Origin of the sequence: Mucilaginibacter aquatilis (genome assembly GCF_009755275.1) — a bacterium.
Taxonomy (GTDB): domain Bacteria; phylum Bacteroidota; class Bacteroidia; order Sphingobacteriales; family Sphingobacteriaceae; genus Mucilaginibacter; species Mucilaginibacter aquatilis.
Window position 1 is genome coordinate 694435 of the sequence record NZ_WQLA01000003.1, and the last position, 15391, is coordinate 709825.

General features: G+C 40.6%; 15 protein-coding genes. 9 read left to right on the top strand and 6 right to left on the bottom strand.

What is annotated here, in order from left to right; all coding sequences use genetic code 11:
* Positions 1 to 233: 233 nt before the first annotated feature.
* The 4 genes from GO816_RS10810 (at position 234) to GO816_RS10825 (ending at position 6558) form a co-directional block, all read left to right on the top strand.
* The gene (locus GO816_RS10810) at positions 234 to 626 is read left to right on the top strand and encodes a hypothetical protein (RefSeq protein WP_157541911.1); all 393 of its coding nucleotides are present in this window, start codon (positions 234 to 236) and stop codon (positions 624 to 626) included.
* Positions 627 to 787: 161 nt separating this feature from the next.
* A complete protein-coding gene (locus tag GO816_RS10815) occupies positions 788 to 1867 on the top strand; it encodes an efflux RND transporter periplasmic adaptor subunit (RefSeq protein WP_157541912.1) in 1080 nt (359 codons plus the stop codon).
* 22 nt (positions 1868 to 1889) lie between these two features.
* On the top strand, positions 1890 to 5129 hold the full coding sequence (locus GO816_RS10820; RefSeq protein WP_157541913.1) for an efflux RND transporter permease subunit: 3240 nt from the start codon (positions 1890 to 1892) through the stop codon (positions 5127 to 5129).
* On the top strand, positions 5122 to 6558 hold the full coding sequence (locus GO816_RS10825; protein ID WP_157541914.1) for a TolC family protein: 1437 nt from the start codon (positions 5122 to 5124) through the stop codon (positions 6556 to 6558). Before GO816_RS10820 ends, GO816_RS10825 begins: the two co-directional genes overlap by 8 nt.
* A 112-nt stretch (positions 6559 to 6670) precedes the next feature.
* Here GO816_RS10825 and GO816_RS10830 read toward each other — a convergent pair whose 3' ends face one another.
* The 4 genes from GO816_RS10830 to GO816_RS10845 all read right to left on the bottom strand — a co-directional run bounded on the left by GO816_RS10830 (position 6671) and on the right by GO816_RS10845 (position 10173).
* Positions 6671 to 6937 carry a hypothetical protein gene (locus tag GO816_RS10830; RefSeq protein ID WP_157541915.1) on the bottom strand — a complete coding sequence of 89 codons (267 nt, stop codon included), beginning with the start codon at positions 6935 to 6937 and terminating at the stop codon, positions 6671 to 6673.
* A 163-nt stretch (positions 6938 to 7100) separates the two neighbouring features.
* A complete protein-coding gene (locus GO816_RS10835; RefSeq protein ID WP_157541916.1) occupies positions 7101 to 8768 on the bottom strand; it encodes an IPT/TIG domain-containing protein in 1668 nt (555 codons plus the stop codon).
* Between the two features lie 12 nt (positions 8769 to 8780).
* A complete protein-coding gene (locus GO816_RS10840; protein WP_157541917.1) occupies positions 8781 to 9521 on the bottom strand; it encodes a hypothetical protein in 741 nt (246 codons plus the stop codon).
* Positions 9522 to 9696: 175 nt separating this feature from the next.
* Positions 9697 to 10173, bottom strand: a complete 477-nt coding sequence (locus tag GO816_RS10845; protein WP_157541918.1) for a CinA family protein — start codon at positions 10171 to 10173, stop codon at positions 9697 to 9699.
* Positions 10174 to 10386: 213 nt separating this feature from the next.
* On the opposite strand from GO816_RS10845, the gene GO816_RS10850 reads away from it, so the two are divergent.
* Both GO816_RS10850 and GO816_RS10855 read left to right on the top strand, forming a co-directional pair.
* Complete coding sequence (locus GO816_RS10850) at positions 10387 to 10623, top strand: hypothetical protein (protein ID WP_157541919.1); 237 nt, start codon at positions 10387 to 10389, stop codon at positions 10621 to 10623.
* Positions 10624 to 10815: 192 nt separating this feature from the next.
* The gene (locus tag GO816_RS10855; protein ID WP_157541920.1) at positions 10816 to 12300 is read left to right on the top strand and encodes a PAS domain-containing sensor histidine kinase; all 1485 of its coding nucleotides are present in this window, start codon (positions 10816 to 10818) and stop codon (positions 12298 to 12300) included.
* 10 nt (positions 12301 to 12310) lie between these two features.
* Here the strand turns inward: GO816_RS10855 and GO816_RS10860 are convergent, their stop codons facing one another.
* Positions 12311 to 12778 carry a DUF6789 family protein gene (locus tag GO816_RS10860; protein ID WP_157541921.1) on the bottom strand — a complete coding sequence of 156 codons (468 nt, stop codon included), beginning with the start codon at positions 12776 to 12778 and terminating at the stop codon, positions 12311 to 12313.
* A 30-nt stretch (positions 12779 to 12808) separates the two neighbouring features.
* Positions 12809 to 13477: a DUF6766 family protein gene (locus tag GO816_RS10865; protein ID WP_157541922.1), complete on the bottom strand. Its 669-nt coding sequence runs from the start codon at positions 13475 to 13477 to the stop codon at positions 12809 to 12811.
* 176 nt (positions 13478 to 13653) lie between these two features.
* On the opposite strand from GO816_RS10865, the gene GO816_RS10870 reads away from it, so the two are divergent.
* The 3 genes from GO816_RS10870 to GO816_RS10880 are packed head-to-tail and all read left to right on the top strand — an operon-like array spanning position 13654 to position 15311.
* Positions 13654 to 14355, top strand: a complete 702-nt coding sequence (locus GO816_RS10870; RefSeq protein WP_157541923.1) for a DUF421 domain-containing protein — start codon at positions 13654 to 13656, stop codon at positions 14353 to 14355.
* 10 nt (positions 14356 to 14365) lie between these two features.
* Positions 14366 to 15055, top strand: coding sequence for a DUF421 domain-containing protein (locus GO816_RS10875; RefSeq protein ID WP_157541924.1), 690 nt, complete (start codon positions 14366 to 14368; stop codon positions 15053 to 15055).
* Positions 15056 to 15080: 25 nt separating this feature from the next.
* Positions 15081 to 15311 carry a hypothetical protein gene (locus GO816_RS10880; RefSeq protein WP_157541925.1) on the top strand — a complete coding sequence of 77 codons (231 nt, stop codon included), beginning with the start codon at positions 15081 to 15083 and terminating at the stop codon, positions 15309 to 15311.
* Positions 15312 to 15391 lie beyond the last annotated feature (80 nt).

A 15391-nucleotide genomic window follows, 5' to 3' on the forward strand; every position in this document is an offset into this window, starting at 1 on the left:
TTGGATATAATTTATGCTATGCAGATAACTGCAAATTAAGCGTCAATATAAATGGCTTGCAAATAAATATTTTAAGCAACCGTGCTGCTAATTTATTTTAGCATGTTCGTGTACTATTTTACCTAACCACAAGTTATTAATTTAGCATATTTGCGATTAATATAATGCGATACTTGTAACATTTGCGTTAAATATTATGCATTTTAATTTTTTGTCTATATTAGCAGCCATAAATGAAATGGTTAGTTAGGATATTTCTGCCTTTAAGCCTTATCTTGTTTTGCGACCTGGCATTAACTGCTAATTCGCTGCAAGACAGGGATATTTTTGGCTATACATCCGCAACCCATGTTTCTCTAAAAGCTGATAAAGGCACAAAATTTACCAGCAAGCACAAGCATAAAAATCATCACAATGTTCCCGATGAGGAGCTTAAAGATGATACCGACGAATCATCAACAAACAAAAAGCTATCGGCTCATGATGATTTTTCTTCGCATTTCTTTTACACAAGGGTAGCTGCCATCAACGGCCATTACCTAAAATCATGCTTCTGTTTAAGCCGTTGTATTCAATATCCGGCATCTAATAAATTATACCGCTCTATAAGCGTTTTCCGTATCTGATTTTAATCTTCTTTGCAGTGCAATGTTCTGTTGCCTGCATTTCTGTTTCCCTTTGAATTAGCCATCATGTGTACTAATTCGGTAGGGATTTGCGCGTCCCTGTTTTATTCACACCGCTAAAAATAGCAATCAATCTTTCCGATTAATATTTATAAACTATCATGAAGTATTTATTCGTGGTTACAGGTTTGTGCGTTGCACTATGCCATACCAGCTGTAAGCAAAAAGAAAAGCAAAAAGAAGAAGAGTCAAAGCTTTTAGTAACAAGTCCGTTAAAAATGGACACCTCAATTGTAAATGAATATGTATGCCAGGTGCGCTCCATACGGCATATTGAGTTACGCGCCCAGGAGCGTGGCTATCTTGAAAAAAGCTTTGTAGATGAAGGCCAGTTTGTAAAAAAAGGCCAGCTACTTTTTCAAATTATGCCCAAGCTTTACGGCGCCGAAATTGACAAGGCAAAAGCCGAAGTTGATCTTTCGCAAATTGAATATCAAAACACCAAAAAGCTGCGCGACAGTAACATCGTAGCTCCTAATGAACTGGCTATGGCCAAAGCAAAGCTAAATAAATCAAAGGCTGAACTTTCTTTGATGAAGGTGCACTACCAATTCACCGAAATACGCGCTCCTTATGATGGTTATATTGACCGTCTGCAGGTGCGTATAGGTAGTTTGCTTGATGAGGGTGACTTGCTCACCACTTTAAGCGACAACAGCCAGATGTGGGTTTACTATAACGTACCCGAAGCCGAATATCTTGATTATAAAACACAAGGCAGCCAAAAAAAGCAAACGGTAAATTTATTAATGGCCAATCATCAAGTATTTAAGTACCCAGGTGTGGTTGAAACCATTGAGGCCGATTTTGATAATGAAACCGGAAACATACCCTTCAGGGCCACCTTCCCTAACCCAGATGGGCTTTTACGTCATGGCGAAACTGGTAATGTTGAAATGACCGTACCTCTTAAAGATGCCCTTATTATACCGCAAAAGGCAACTTTTGAGGTACTGGAAAAAAAGTACGTTTATGTTGTTGATAATGCCAACCGCGTACACGCCCGCGAAATTACCATAGGTGCCGATATGGCCGATTTATATGAGATACGTTCAGGATTAAATGCAAATGATAAAATTTTGCTTGAAGGCCTGCGTAAGGTAAACAACGACGATAAGATTGCTTACAACTATGTAAACATGAGAAAGGTATTGCCTGAATTAAGGTTACATGCCGAATAGCTAATCCTTTAAACTTCCTAAAATGTTTAATAAATTCATTCAAAGACCAGTACTTGCTATTGTACTGTCGCTGGTTATTGTATTTATGGGGGCACTGGCTATCGAAACTTTACCCGTTTCACAGTTCCCATCTATTGCGCCACCTATGGTGGTGGTAAACATAGCATATCCCGGTGCCAGTGCCGATGTACTGGTTAATTCGGTTTTAATACCAATGGAGAAAGCCATTAACGGCGCTCCGGGTATGAAATACATGACATCAGATGCCACCAGCGCAGGTGAAGCAACCGTTCAGGTTGTGTTTGATTTAGGTACTGATCCTAACCAGGCCGTAGTAAACGTAAAAAACCGTATTGAGCAAATTACTAATCGCCTGCCCGAATTGGTGCAGCGTGAGGGTTTGATAGTGAGCTACACCTCTCCTAACATGTTAATGTACGTTAACTTGTACAGTACCGACCCTAAGGCAAATGAAAACTTTCTGTACAACTTTGCCGGTGTTAATATTGTTAACGAAATAAGCCGCCTTAAAGGTGTTGGTAGTGCCAAAATATTAGGCAGCCGCCAATATGCTATGCGCGTTTGGTTAAAGCCTGATCGTATGCGTGCCTACAACGTATCAACCGATGAGGTTATGGAGGCGCTTTCTCAGCAAAGTATCATTGGTTCTCCAGGTCGTTTGGGGCAAAGCACAGGCAAACGCTCGCAATCATTAGAGTATGTGCTTACTTATAAAGGCAGGTACAGTAAGCCCGAAGAATATAAAGATGTTATTATACGTGCCAACAAAAACGGTGAAATTCTTTACTTAAAGGATATAGCTGATGTTGAATTGGGCAGTGAGTTTTATGATATTTACTCTAACATGGATGGGCACCCATCTGCTGCTATTACCTTAAAACAAACCTACGGAAGTAATGCAAGTGACGTTATTAAAGAGGTTAAAGCCAAGTTAGAGGAAATCAAGAAAACATCATTCCCTCCCGGAATGGACTACCAGATTAGCTATGACGTTTCGAGTTTCCTTGATGCATCAATCGAAAAGGTAATACATACATTGGTTGAGGCATTTGTGCTGGTAGCTTTTGTAGTATTCATCTTCCTTGGCGATTGGCGCTCAACGTTAATACCGGCAATAGCGGTTCCTGTATCGTTGATCGGCGCCTTCTTCTTCATGCAGTTGTTCGGATTAACCATAAACCTGATAACGCTGTTTGCGCTTGTGCTGGCTATTGGTGTGGTGGTTGATGATGCCATTGTGGTGGTTGAAGCCGTGCACGCAAAAATGGCCGAAGAGCACTTATCCCCTTTCAAAGCCGTAAAGCAGGTTTTGCAGGAAATAAGCGGAGCCATTATAGCTATCACATTCCTCATGACGGCGGTATTTGTGCCGGTAACATTCATGACGGGTCCTGTTGGTATATTTTACCGACAGTTTGCAATTACCATGGCTACGTCAATTGTAATATCAGGTATAGTAGCGTTAACGCTTACTCCGGTTTTATGTGCCATGATATTGAAGCCACATGGTGCCCATAAAAAGAAAACGATAGTAGACAAAGCCTTAGACGGTTTCAACAACGTTTTTGAAAAGGTTACAGGCAGATATACAAGTTTGCTAACCGTTATCGTTAACCGCCGTACGGTTACATTTGGTTTGTTACTGGCTTTTTGCGCTGGTATATACTTTACCGCCGATTCATTGCCTACCGGTTTCATTCCAAATGAAGACCAGGGACAAGTTTATGCCATCATTCAAACCCCTCCGGGTTCAACGCTTGAGCGTACCAACGCCATATCGCACGAACTTCAAAAAATTGCCGAACATGTAGACGGCGTTCAATCGGTATCGGCACTGGCGGGTTATGAGGTATTGACAGAAGGTCGTGGTTCAAACGCCGGTACTTGTTTAATTAACTTAAAAGACTGGTCAGAACGTAAGCATTCAGCAAAAGAGATTATTGAAGAACTTGAAGAAAAAGCGCATGAAATACCCGGCGCAACTATTGAGTTTTTTGAACCACCGGCTGTACCAGGTTACGGAGCGGCAGGCGGTTTCTCATTACGTTTGTTAGATAAAACCAATTCAGGCGATTACGCATCATTTGGTAAAGTAAATGAAGAGTTTATGACGGCCCTTAAAAAGCGTAAAGAGCTTACTGGTTTATTTACCTTTTTCGCATCGAACTATCCGCAGTATGAGTTAGAGATTGATAATAAGGCCGCCATGCAAAAAGGTGTTACTATAAGCACGGCAATGAACAATTTATCAATACTAATAGGTAGTACCTACGAGCAGGGCTTTATTAGGTTTGGTAACTTTTTCAAGGTATATGTGCAATCATCACCTGAGTATCGTGCTTTGCCCGAAGATGTTTTGAAGCTGTATGTAAAAAACAACCGGGAAGAGATGGTTCCATACTCAGCCTTCATGAAAATAAAAAAGAAGCAGGGGCTGAATGAAATTACCCGCTTCAATATGTATACCGCATCGGCCATTAACGGTGCGCCGGCCATTGGCTACAGTAGCGGTGAAGCTATAAAAGTTATACAGGAAGTTGCCAAAGAAACTTTACCAAGAGGTTATGATATTGATTGGCTTGGCCTATCAAAAGATGAAGTTGGCCGTGGTAATGAGGCAGTCTACATTTTTATTGTTGTACTCATATTTGTTTACATGGTGTTGGCTGCTCAATATGAAAGCTTCATCATTCCGTTGGCGGTTATCTTCTCATTGCCTGCCGGTGTATTCGGTGCATTTATACTGCTTAAAATTATGGGCCTTGCCAATGATATTTATGCTCAAGTAGGTTTGGTAATGCTTGTTGGGTTACTGGGTAAAAATGCGGTATTAATAGTTGAGTTTGCCATTCAAAAACATCAGCAAGGGTCAACGGTGCTCGAAGCCGCTATTGAGGGTGCAAAGGTGCGCTTCCGCCCTATTTTAATGACTTCGTTTGCGTTTGTGGCAGGTTTAATTCCATTGTTGTTTGCATCAGGTCCGGGGGCTATAGGTAACCGTACCATTGGTGCATCATCTGCAGGCGGTATGTTGTTTGGTACCATATTCGGGGTAATTATTGTGCCTGGCTTGTATTACATATTTGGCACACTTGCCGACGGCCGCAAGCTTATTAAAGACGAGGATGAAACTCCGCTTACCGAAGATTTTACTCATAGCAATAAGAAAAAGAAAAAGTTTTGGTTTCTGAAATCAAAAAACCAGGAGTTGATCATTAACGCAGATAATACCCATGAATAACAAAACCATATTAAGGGGATTAGCAGTTGCCTGCCTGTCGGTTGTTTACGGGGCCTGCTCTATTCCAAAAATTACTACACGTGAAGCTAACAAAGCCACCCCCGATTCTTACGGACAAGTTGCGTTAGACACTACGAATACAGCTAAAACCAATTGGAAGGTGTTTTTTAATGATGAACACCTTAATGCCCTTATTGATACCGCGCTCAAAAATAACCAGGAGCTTAATATTACTTTACAGGACATTGAAATTGACCGTAACGAAATCAAGACCCGCAGAGGCGAATACCTACCCTTTATTGGACTAAAAGCCGGTGCCGATTTAGAGAAGGTGGGCCGTTATACCAGCCGTGGTGCCAGCGAGGCTACTACAGAAATTAAGCCAGGCAAAGAAACGCCCGATCCGCTACCAAATTACCTGGTGGCAGCTTATGCCACTTGGGAACTTGATATTTGGCATAAGTTGCGCAATGCGAAGAAAGCTGCCGTTGCCCGTTACTTGTCAACCGTTGAGGGTAAAAACTTTATGGTGACCAACCTTATCAGTGAAATTGCCGATTCGTATTATGAATTATTAGCGCTTGATAATCAACTCGATATTGTGAAGCAAAACATCGTAATTCAGAATAATGCATTGCGAATTGTACGTATTCAAAAAGAAGCAACCCGGGTTACTGAACTGGCTGTACGCCGTTTTGAAGCACAGGTGCTGAGTACACGTAGCTTGCAATTCGATATTCAACAGCAAATAGTTGAAACGGAGAACCGCATTAATTTTTTATTGGGCCGTTACCCGCAACCTATTGCACGCGATAAGGATAGCTTTGAGGCGTTAAAGAACGTGGATATACAATCAGGCTTGCCTTCACAATTGCTTACGAATCGTCCGGATATACGCCAGGCGGAAATGGCACTTGCAGCGGCTAAGCTCGATGTTAAAGTTGCCAAGGCGCAATTTTACCCATCACTGGGTATATCTGCATCTATAGGTTACAATGCATTTAATCCGTCTTACTTGTTTAACACGCCGCAATCTTTGCTGTATTCAATTGGCGGAGATTTAATAGCACCGTTTATTAACCGTAATGCCATTAAAGCAGTTTACGGTACAGCAAACGCCAGGCAGTTACAGGCAGTGTTTAACTACGAACGCACAATTTTAAACGCTTATATGGAGGTGGCCAATCAGTTGTCAAAAATGGGCAACTTAGAAAAAAGCTTCGACCTGAAATATCAGCAAGTGCAAAAGTTGTCGCAATCCATCAATATATCAAATGACCTCTTCAAGTCAACCCGCGCCGATTATATGGAAGTGCTGATGACACAGCGTGATGCGCTTGAAGCAAAATTTGATTTAATTGAAACCAAGAAACAACAGATAAACGCCCGTATTAACGCGTACCAGGCGCTTGGTGGTGGCTGGCAGTAAAAGAATAACTATAGGCAGCAGTTACTTGCTGTAGTTATAGTTGTGTTTGAGTGTGGTGTTTTGAAGGGAGGTTTCGGCCTCCCTTCACTTTTTCAAAAAGTTGTATTAAGCTTTAAAAAACAGATTTCCAGATCTTGAAAACGTTCTCGTACCGATGGCCCGCATCTCTAATGATAAGCGAGAGATGTTGACGACGTATAGGTACATGCTGATCAATCACACTGTAAATTTGCTGCAGGCAGTTGCCTAAACGGTGTTCAAAATCGGCAGTACTTATTTGTACAAGTATTTGGTCGCGCAAAAGTGATACAGAATTGCCACCACCTAACTCGCGTTTTAAAAGCTCAATAATGGCGTTTTGAAGTTCAAATGCTGCCATAATTTGTAAATAATTGGTTAAGTCAAAACTACATAGTACACCTTAAAGGAGTGATAGTTTTTTGCAACTTTCCTGTTACAAAGCATATTCTAATTTCTATTAAAAATTAAAAAGTCCTGCTCTTTTTAAAAACAGGACTTTTTGACGTATAAATTGTGGAACTTTAATTAGTTGCGGTAAAGTTACCGCTGCTTACAACGGTTTGCCCGCTTGAAACAACAGTGATTTTCATAGCACCTAAATTTAGGTTTGATGGCACTGCTACCCTAATCTGATTTTCAGTGACGCTTAATATATTGGCATTTATGGTACCAAAGCGCACACTCGTACTATTGGTGCTAAAGCCCGAACCACTGATAGTGATTATAGAACCCGCAACACCAGACGCAGGTGTAAATGAATCAAGTGACGGGCCGAGGATGGTAAATTCACCCGGGGCCAGTATATTTTGACTATTATATTGTAATGATACCCGCACTCTACCAGGATCAATGAAGCCTGGTACTGTAGCGCGCATGGTGGTAGATGACGTTGCCTGTGTGTAAGTCTGCTGCGATCCGAAGTACACGTTGTAATACTGGCCTGAAACAAAGTTTCCGGTTAAGGTAACTTCCCTACCTGGAGCACCGCTTGTAGGTGAAAAACTGCTTATAGAGTGATTCAATACTTTTAATTTATCAGATGCACTAACAGTATGCGGCCCAACTTTAATACTAACCGTATAATCATTTGCAGTAACAGTTGTTGGTATATTTACATACATTGAATTGCTGCTTACTGATGAAACGTAAGCGGCTGTGCTGCCTATCAGCACAGCAGGGTTTGTTCCGTAGCCATAATTTGTTGGAAAATTGGTTCCGGTAATGGCAATGGTGCTGCCTGGCAATACCGTTGTAGGCGAAACTGATGTAATGGTTGGAGGGGTAACAACAAACTCCCCTGGTAAAACGGTAGTTTGTCCGTTGTTCAAAATTGAAATCTGAAACTTCTCCGCAGTAACACTAACCGGTAAGTTTATTTGCATGGCGTTGCTTGAGGTATAGTTAATGCTACCTTCAGTTTGACCAAAGTATACCCGTAAGTTACCGGTGTTGTAATAAACAGGTAAGTTATCGCCGCTAAAAGTTATGAGCGTTCCGATAATTCCACTTTTAGGGCTGTAATCTTTTACATTAGCCATCATGGTGAAATAATAGTTGTTGTTAACGCGCTGTCCGCCAATTGTTATTTGAACAGGAACCTGTGAACCATGAACACCATTAATACCTGATGGAACCTCTACTACAATTTTAGAGCTTGTTACCTCAGTTACTTTAGCCCTTACACCGTTGAAGGTTACAATTACCTGATCTGCTGATGAAGCAAAAAATTGTCCTGATATGGTAACCTGCTCACCCGATTTGCCCGACTGCGGCGCAATATTGGTTGCAGTAAGCAATGGCATGTTAACTGATATTACCTTACCGAATACAGTTCCTTTTTCATTAGTAAGATAGGCACGTGCATATAACACTGATGTGTTATACTGGTTATTAAAAGTAAGTGAGTTTACTTCTTTTGTAAAATCACCTTCTTTGGCTTCAGCTCCCAGGGAAACCTTTGTTCCGTTACTTTCATCAATATTTGATATAGAGTTATATATAAAGCCGTAATCCAATATTTTTGATGAACCAGTGCTTATAATATTACCTTTAAAAGTTACTTTGGCCGGTGACGGTGCTAAAATTTCGAGTGTTTGAATTTTAGGCTCGTTATCCTTATCTTTTTTACAACCTTGTATTGCAGCAAGTGAAGTAATGAAGGCAAGCAGTAAGAGTAAATGTTTTTTCATTTGCTTGCTTGTTTAAAAGTTATAACCAATGCGGATTCCGTTCATCAAGGTTGAACCGAAGTTCAGGCTCGAGTTTTCATTAGTGGTGTTGCCCGTGTTATTAGCTTGTCCGGTTTGAGTAACGTCAATCTTTTTCCAGTCAACTTTGTAAAAACCCAGGTTAAATTCATAACCGAAAAAGAAGTGACTTGCCATATAAAAATCAAACCCCGACACAAGGTTTACACCGTAGCGCTTGTAGCCGTTTTGTTGCACCTGGTTAATTACCGTGTTATTGTTTATAACAGTGGTATTGTACCATGCACCTTTTACGGTAGTAGTAGAGCCATTATTGTCAATAGTTTGATTAGCCGATCTGTTTGAGAAGCTTACGTCGGCACCAATGTACGGAGACAACCGCTTGGTTCCGTTAAAGTGTTTTTCGATACCAAAGTTCAAACCAAAGGTTGTGCTCTTTCTGTCATCCTTAAAAAAGTAACTGTTTGAACCATATGGGTTATTATAGTTTACTACAGTATCTTTTTTGTTTACGTTAAAGCCGAGACGTAAAGCAAGTTGCGGTTTAACAAAATACCTGAATTTAATTTGATTTAAAGAGTTGTTAAGGTTTAACTGACCATTGAAAGGGTTAAAATTTAACTCCGTAGATAAGGCTTTAGCTTGTGGCTTAAATTCATTATCAGACATTGACGATTGGCCATAAGAAGCCATGGCGGCGCCTAATAAGGCCGCGATAAGGAAGGTTGATTTCATATTATTATATATTCGGCCGCGAAAATATAATAAGTATGTTACTTAGTGTGTGCAATTGAGTTGGTAACATGAATGTTACCAACCGCTCTTTTGTCCCTAAATAAGCCAAGTTGCTTGTTTTGAATTATCTAAAAATCAAATACCATTAAAAATCTGTTAATTTATGGTTAAGACATTATTCAAAATGCTCGATAAGCATATCAGCGGCAGCGTTAATAGTATGATGTATAATCTCTTCACAGTCGCCGCTAAAGGTAAACCGTTTTGAAATGAGTTGGTCTTTTATAAGCATTGACACAAACATTGTACCCACCGGCTTTTCGTCGGTTTCACTACCGCCGGCTGTTGTTAACCCTGTTACGCCAACTTGTATATCAGACGGTATAAGTGCATTAAGTTTTAAAGCTAGTTGATCTGTTACCTCTTGCGACTCTGGTGTAAACTCCTGTATTATATCATGCGAAATTCCTAATAAGCTTTCTTTAAGCAAAGCATCATAGCACACTATTCCGCCTTTTAAAACCGAACCCGAATCAGGGGTGAGTGCAAATTCTGAGCAAAGCCACCCGGCTGTCGCGCTTTCCGCAAAAGCTATGGTAAGTCCGCGTTGCGCTAATACTTTACTGCAGGTTTCTATTCTTCTTTCAGCCATGTTTATTTATATAATGTACATCAATTTGATAGCTGTACTAATTCAATAATACGGAACATAATCATGCGTAACTGAAAATACATATTGCTTAACAACGCTCAGGAATAAATAGTTTGATTGGTTATTTTAATTATTAATTAAAACTATTCAAAGTAAAGTAAGTTGTAATACCAATCAGAATATTGAATTAATTTTAATTTAAACAACTTACACATGGCTAATTACAATCCGCAGCATAGTGAAGGCAAAGTTGCCAAGGCTATTGAAGAACAAACTGCAAAACTGCCTTCTGACCTTTTCCTATGGGCCGCTGTTGGCTCAATGGGTGTGTCACTGGCATTAAAAATTATGAAAAAGAAACATACGGCATTATTTGTGGGCCAATGGGCTGCCCCATTTTTGCTTTTAGGTTTGTATAACAAAATTGTGAAAGTAGAAGGCCACGATTAATCTTCTAACCGGCAGCTATAGTTGCCGGTTTTTTTCGCCCTTATTGTAGTAAAACTTATTGCACTGTCGTGCAATAGATAAAAGTTTTGTTGCCCTCAGATTAAACAATTTGTAATTTTCATGCTTATAATAGCGTAATAAACGTTACGGCGAGCCCGAATTGGTTCGTAAACTTAGCCTGTCAAATTATAAATGTCTGTTCATAGCTCTTCATACACCAACGGCATATCCATAAACGAGCAAGACCGTTATCGTGCTCTTGTTACAGCAACTTCCGATGTTATTTACACCATGAGCCCCGATTGGTCTGTTATGCAACAGCTAAACGGTGGAACATTTCTGTCATCTAGCGGCGAGCCTATCAATAACTGGATGGATAAATATCTACATCCTATTGATCAGGAAATGGTACGGGATGCCATTGCCGATGCTATTAAAACCAAATCAATGTTCAAACTGGAGCACAGGGTTTTGCGGGCCGACGGTGGTACAGGCTGGGCATTTTCAAGAGCTATTCCAATTCTAAATCAGCAAGGCGAGGTTACTGAATGGTTTGGTGCTGTAAACGATGTGACATCCCGTAAGGAAATGGAGGTTGAGCTTAAGGTTGCCCGCTTTGAAGCTGAGCATCAAAGACGGTTAACCGAAGTAGTAACATCAAACACGCCCGATTTGGTTTACATGTTTGACTTAAACTATCGTTTTACGTTTGCCAACCCGGCCCTGTTGCAAATGTGGGGTAAAACCTGGGATGAGGCAATTGGCAGAAACTTACTTGAGAACGGCTATGAAGACTGGCATGCAGAAATGCATGAACGTGAGATTGATCATGTGGTGGCAACCAAACGAGCCATAAGAGGAGAAGTAGCTTTTCCGCATGCTGTATTTGGAAGGCGGGTTTATGATTATATTTTTTCGCCGGTATTTAACGCCGAAGGCGAAGTTGAAGCCATTGCCGGCACTACACGTGACATAAGCGAAATTAAAGAAAACGAGCAGCGCAAGAATGATTTCATAAGCATGGTGAGCCACGAGCTTAAAACTCCGCTTACCTCGGTAATAAGCTACGTACAGGTTGCAAAAAAGCGCATGAATCAGCTTGAAGATAAGATGGCTGCCGATATGCTTGAGCGTGCGAATAAACAGTTGGGCAAAATGACCCGTATGATTAACGGCTTTCTTAACGTTTCACGGCTTGAATCAGGACGGATACAAATTGACCGACAAACATTCAGCCTTGCAGAATTGGTAACCGAGTTGCAAGATGAAGTATTGGCTACCGTTTCAAGTCATAGCATTAAGTTCAACTGCATTGAAAATATTTTTGTAAACGCAGACAGAGAAAAGATTGCACAGGTTTTCAATAATCTTATTAGTAACGCTACTAAATATTCACCGGTCAACTCAAATATTGAGGTAAGCTGCTTTGGCGATAACGAAAGCGCTGTTGTAGCGGTTAAAGATAACGGAATGGGAATAAGTGAAGCCGACCTGCCCCGGCTGTTTGAAAGATACTACCGTGTTAAAGACGCTGAACTAAATCACATTTCAGGGTTCGGAATAGGTTTGTATTTGTGCGCAGAGATTATAAATCTGCATGGCGGACAAATTTGGGCAGAAAGCGAACCTGGTGCAGGTAGTGCGTTCTATTTTACATTACCTGCGGTAACAATGTAATAAATAAAACTTATCGGGCATCTTCATCGTTAGATTTGGATTTTTGATTATTAACACGGAATACCAGCGCCGCAGCCATTCCAAATATTACGTGAGCAATAACCAGTTGTGTATAGTAGTTTTTAAGGTTTACCCCGGGCGGATTAGGGTGAGCATTAAATGTTGAATGCCATATGGCAGCACCACCCAGTCCGCTTATACCACCAAACAAAGCGCCGTTTAATAAATCAGGTTTAATGTTGCCTTTATCAAGCAACGCTTTATAAGTAACCGCAAACAAGGTTCCAACTGCATAATGTGCTGCCCACCCCGCTATAGTTGATTGGCGCTTATTCATTTTGCTAGCACGCTTGATCAGTTTGGCTAAGATCTCTGCTTCATTGTAATTAGCATTCTTCAACTGAGATACCGTTTCGCTGAAAAGCGTCATTACGGTAGTTCCTGTAAAGCCTGCCATGAGTATGTCTTTAATATTCATAACTATACTAATTTATTGATATCACCGTGCTTATTTACCGGTCTCCATGTGTGGTGCATCAACCGGTTTTGATTCTGGCGATCCCTTTTGTCTTAAATAAATACTTAAAAACACAATAGAAACTATTGAAATAAACTCACTTTGCCAGTTTTGGAAAGTTTCAAACCAAAATGTGGGTTGTGATAAAAAGCCGGTCAGCGTTTCGGCTGGTTTGTGCTGCAATAGTTGCTGGTTGTTATGATCAACCCAACTGCCGTAGAAATGAAGAACCCAGCTTACGAGGAACAGCAACAAAAAGCATAGAGATAGTGAATTGCTGTATATTTTTAGCCACCAACCACCTTTATTCACTAACACCGGGGCATCGGGGCCAGGTTTAGGCTCACGATCAACATCCTCTTCTTCCGTTAAGCTTTTTGACTCTGCCGAACCAATCTGCCGCAGTCCAACGGTGAGAAGCACATACATTCCCATTTGCAAAAATTCACTCTGAAAGTTTTCAAACGTGGCCGATATAAAGTGTCCGCTATGCAGGTAACTTCCAAAAGCTAATGCTTTGCCCCCTTTTTCTTCAATTTCTTTATTGTTTTCTTTCCATCCGGTTAATGCCTGTCCAACTAGCGTAATTGCAAAAAGAGCGAGGAAAAACAATGTAAGTCCGTTACGGTACCAAAATGAAAATTGTGACTTCTTAATCATCTTTGTAGCAGGTTTGAAATCACAACTCTTTCAATCAACATTTTGTTTTATTCCCATAAGTTGTCTTTTAAATTTTAGATTAATTATTTTATAAATAAGAAACCTAAAGTAAGCAAGGCTGTTATTCTGATGTAATTGCCTCTGCACTTATTTCTCCGGTAACTTTTATTGCATCTATGAAAAAAGAAGAAATCCATTTAGAGGATATTCAACGAATACTGTTTGGCGAAGCACCCCCTATATTTTTGCTTGAGGTTTTTATTCGTACCGTTTTGACATACATTATATTATTGTTTGTTATACGGTGGCTGGGCAAGCGCATGAGCGGACAGGTTACCATCATGGAAATGGCGGTAATGCTCACGCTGGGTGCCATTGTATCAACACCAATGCAGGTGCCCGAAAGAGGCATTTTACAAGGTGTTATATTGTTGCTTTGCGCAGTGGGATTTCAACGGGGTATAAGTTTATTGGCATTCTACAATCATAAGTTTGAAAACTTTACTCAAGGGAAGCCAAGCATGCTGGTTAAAGACGGAGTAATGCAGCTCGAGCAAATGCAGGAAGACAGGATATCAAGGCAACAGCTTTTTGCCGAACTGCGTAAGGAAAACATACACAACCTTGGCGCAGTTGAACGTGTTTACCTTGAAGCAAGCGGTTTAATAAGTGTGTTTAAGGCACCAAAGCCAAAGATGGGCCTCATGACCCTCCCTCCCGATGATAAAGAAATATTGGAAGCGTTAGGAAGTGAACATAAATCAAATAATGGCGAAGTAGTACTCATGGCATGCCTTAACTGTGGTATGGTTAAGCCTCAAAGCACAGATGGTTCTTGCCATGACTGTGGTAAAGACAATTGGATAAACGCTAAATAATTTTAACTAGATGAAACCCGGAGATATAAAGTTTACCGATTGGGGGCGTTGGCTGTATGGCGATGTGCCTGCCGAATTTTATACCGAATTGGTAATAAGAGCAGCCTTCATTTACATTTTTTTAATGGTTGCCATGCGATTGCTTGGCAAGCGGATGTCATCACAACTAAGCCGTAATGAAATGGCAGCACTGGTAACACTGGCCGCCGCAATTGGTATTCCTTTGCAAACGCCCGAAAGGGGACTGCTGCCCGCAATTATCATTGGCTTTATAGTGGTTTATGTTGGCAAATGGATTGCACACCGAGCCTCAAATAACCAGGATTTTGAAAAATTTTCACAGGGAAACATTGACGTGATGATTAAAGATTCGGTTATGGAGCTGGGAAACATGAAGCGTTCTCGTATTACCCGCGAACGGTTGGTGGCCGAACTGAGGTCAAGCGGTATAAAGCACCTTGGCGAAGTAAAGCGGTTGTACATGGAAGCAAACGGAACCTTCACTCTAATTAAACAAGACCCAATAAAACCCGGACTTGTGGTGTTGCCGCTATTTGATCATGATTATATTGATCAATTAAATAAGCCAACAGATATTACCGTATGCGGAAGCTGTGGCCTAACTCGCCAAGGGCCCGTTCAGAGCAATGAAAACTGCAGTAACTGCAATAAACATCAATGGACCGATGCTGTACAATAACATCTAAATTCTAACTTTTAATTTTGTGATTCATCAATTTACAATTAACAACAACAACCAACAAACTACCATCACTATTGAACCAAGTACCTACCAGGAAAAGAGCGTTTATGAAGTAGAAATGAACGGAACCTATTTCCACTTCTATTTTGAGAATGATACCTGGAAACACAACAATGATCATCAGTTACCATCGCAGGTACTTGATCAAATTATTGCCTGCATTGTTCAGGTTAATCAAAAATTACAGGCATAAGCAAAGTACAGGTTTGGCTTAGTTTGGCAATTAACTAAACTGTCAAACCTTTGCTTTTGACACTTTTTGCACTCTTCACT

Excerpts from the sequence above, each read along its gene's own strand:
- GO816_RS10875 (WP_157541924.1), top strand. The coding sequence starts at position 14,366 with ATGAAACCCGGAGATATAAAGTTTACCGATTGGGGGCGTTGGCTGTAT.
- GO816_RS10865 (WP_157541922.1), bottom strand. The coding sequence starts at position 13,477 with ATGATTAAGAAGTCACAATTTTCATTTTGGTACCGTAACGGACTTACA.
- GO816_RS10850 (WP_157541919.1), top strand. The coding sequence starts at position 10,387 with ATGGCTAATTACAATCCGCAGCATAGTGAAGGCAAAGTTGCCAAGGCT.
- GO816_RS10810 (WP_157541911.1), top strand. The coding sequence starts at position 234 with ATGAAATGGTTAGTTAGGATATTTCTGCCTTTAAGCCTTATCTTGTTT.
- GO816_RS10815 (WP_157541912.1), top strand. The coding sequence starts at position 788 with ATGAAGTATTTATTCGTGGTTACAGGTTTGTGCGTTGCACTATGCCAT.
- GO816_RS10860 (WP_157541921.1), bottom strand. The coding sequence starts at position 12,778 with ATGAATATTAAAGACATACTCATGGCAGGCTTTACAGGAACTACCGTA.
- GO816_RS10835 (WP_157541916.1), bottom strand. The coding sequence starts at position 8,768 with ATGAAAAAACATTTACTCTTACTGCTTGCCTTCATTACTTCACTTGCT.
- GO816_RS10870 (WP_157541923.1), top strand. The coding sequence starts at position 13,654 with ATGAAAAAAGAAGAAATCCATTTAGAGGATATTCAACGAATACTGTTT.
- GO816_RS10830 (WP_157541915.1), bottom strand. The coding sequence starts at position 6,937 with ATGGCAGCATTTGAACTTCAAAACGCCATTATTGAGCTTTTAAAACGC.
- GO816_RS10825 (WP_157541914.1), top strand. The coding sequence starts at position 5,122 with ATGAATAACAAAACCATATTAAGGGGATTAGCAGTTGCCTGCCTGTCG.
- GO816_RS10820 (WP_157541913.1), top strand. The coding sequence starts at position 1,890 with ATGTTTAATAAATTCATTCAAAGACCAGTACTTGCTATTGTACTGTCG.
- GO816_RS10840 (WP_157541917.1), bottom strand. The coding sequence starts at position 9,521 with ATGAAATCAACCTTCCTTATCGCGGCCTTATTAGGCGCCGCCATGGCT.
- GO816_RS10845 (WP_157541918.1), bottom strand. The coding sequence starts at position 10,173 with ATGGCTGAAAGAAGAATAGAAACCTGCAGTAAAGTATTAGCGCAACGC.
- GO816_RS10855 (WP_157541920.1), top strand. The coding sequence starts at position 10,816 with ATGTCTGTTCATAGCTCTTCATACACCAACGGCATATCCATAAACGAG.